General features: G+C 52.7%; 4 protein-coding genes. All 4 read right to left on the reverse strand.

The window, feature by feature from the left end; translation table 11 throughout:
• Positions 1-248, reverse strand: a 248-nt coding sequence (locus D6694_15150) for a Holliday junction branch migration DNA helicase RuvB (protein ID RMH34558.1), incomplete at its 3' end; no start/stop codon positions are given.
• Positions 249-260: 12 nt separating this feature from the next.
• Complete coding sequence (ruvA, locus tag D6694_15155; protein RMH34559.1) at positions 261-869, reverse strand: Holliday junction branch migration protein RuvA; 609 nt, start codon at positions 867-869, stop codon at positions 261-263.
• Complete coding sequence (gene ruvC / locus D6694_15160; GenBank protein ID RMH34560.1) at positions 866-1,393, reverse strand: crossover junction endodeoxyribonuclease RuvC; 528 nt, start codon at positions 1,391-1,393, stop codon at positions 866-868. Before ruvC ends, ruvA begins: the two co-directional genes overlap by 4 nt.
• Positions 1,390-1,722 (reverse strand): YebC/PmpR family DNA-binding transcriptional regulator (locus tag D6694_15165; protein ID RMH34561.1); only part of this gene is annotated, 333 nt, incomplete at its 5' end. The genes ruvC and D6694_15165, both read right to left, overlap by 4 nt.

Consider the following 1,722-nt stretch of genomic DNA (forward strand, 5'->3'; position numbering starts at 1 on the left):
ATGATATGGGCCAGAGTGGTTTTGCCAAGTCCAGGCGGGCCAAAAATCAGGACATGATCAAGCGCTTCCTCAAACGCTTCTCCGGCATGTGCCATACGCCGTCTGGCGGCCTCAATAAAAATTTCCAGTTGAGCTTTCACCCGTGGCTGCCCTTGGTAGTCAGCCAAGCGTTTCGGCCTGACGGCACGATCGAAACCATCCTCGTCAGCTTGCAACTGTCCACTAATCAGTCGATCACTTTCGATCATGCATCAATTTCCTTATGGCGCTAACTGCTTCAACGCCAATCTTATCATTTGTTCACAGTTTTCAAATGGCCCATCAAGGCGAGACAAAGCACGTGACGCCTGTGCCGGTGAGTAGCCAAGTGAGACCAACGCCGCTAATGCTTCTTTTTCCCAACGCAACTGGGCCGATGTGTGGGCGCTTGACGCGTTCGATAAAGTGCCTTGTTCGGGGACTGCATCGGTGGCTATCTTATCACGCATCTCGACCATTAAACGCTCCGCTGTTTTCTTACCGACACCGGGAATCTTGGTCAGTCCAGCCACATCTTCTTCTCTGATCCGGCTCATCAGCTCGAATGGTTCCATCGCCGACAAAATGGCCAAAGCCATTTTCGGGCCAACGCCGTTAATGCGTATCAGTAACCGAAACAAATCTCGGCTGCTGGCATCGAGAAAACCATAAAGGACATGGGCATCTTCGCGCACTGACATATGGGTCAATAACGAGACCTTCTGCCCCTCAGCCGGCAACTGATAAAATGTCGTCATCGGCACGATCACCTGGTAACCCACGCCACCCACGTCCACCACGACTTCGGGCGGTTGTTTCGTCACTAAGGTGCCCTTCAAGTGTGCAATCATCGAATTCTTCCCCTCGTGCTGCGGCTTCGGCCAACTTTGGCAAATGCTTTCTGACTATGCCAGTGACACAGTGCTACAGCAAGTGCGTCGGCCGCATCGCTCGCGGGCACCTTATCCAGCCCCAGTAACTGCTGAACCATGTGCTGCACTTGACTTTTGTCGGCATTTCCGTAGCCGACAATCGCTTGTTTCACCTGTCTGGCGCTGTACTCAAACACAGGCAGCGCCGCAGCTGTGGCCGCCACAATCGCCGCCCCGCGTGCGTGCCCGAGCTTCAATGCAGACTGGACATTATGGGCGACAAAGATGTCCTCCACAGCAACTTCATCCGGTTGATATTGGGCAACAAGTGTTTGAATGCCATTGTAAATTGCCAGTAGCCGTGAGGGGATATCATCCTTGAGCGCCTTAGCTCGAATACAACCGCTATCCAAGTATTCAACGCGCCCGCTTTCAACACGGATCACGCCATAGCCAGTCACCCTAGAGCCTGGATCAATACCAAGCAGCACGCGTACTGTCATTCTGCTGACGTAAAGACATCTTCAGGAAAGTCAGCATTGGTATACACATTTTGCGTATCGTCGAGATCTTCAAGTCGCTCGACAAGCTTCAGAACCGATTCTGCCGTCTCTTTATCAAGCGCCACTTCCGTGCTTGGCAACATGGTGACCTCAGCATTGGCAAACTCAAGTCCAGCCGCTTTTAACGCATCCTGAACTGGGCCAAAATTCTCCGGCGAGGTACGTACTTCGATGGAGCCATCATCATTGGTGATCACATCATCTGCTCCGGCTTCGATCGCCACCTCCATAATGGCGTCTTCATCTGAGCCGGGCGCAAAACTGATGAC

The organism is Gammaproteobacteria bacterium (assembly GCA_003696665.1).
Lineage (GTDB): Bacteria > Pseudomonadota > Gammaproteobacteria > Enterobacterales.

What these genes read in the sequence shown, in the direction of transcription:
- ruvC (RMH34560.1), bottom strand. Translation starts at nt 1,393, where the DNA reads ATGACAGTACGCGTGCTGCTTGGTATTGATCCAGGCTCTAGGGTGACT.
- ruvA (RMH34559.1), bottom strand. Translation starts at nt 869, where the DNA reads ATGATTGCACACTTGAAGGGCACCTTAGTGACGAAACAACCGCCCGAA.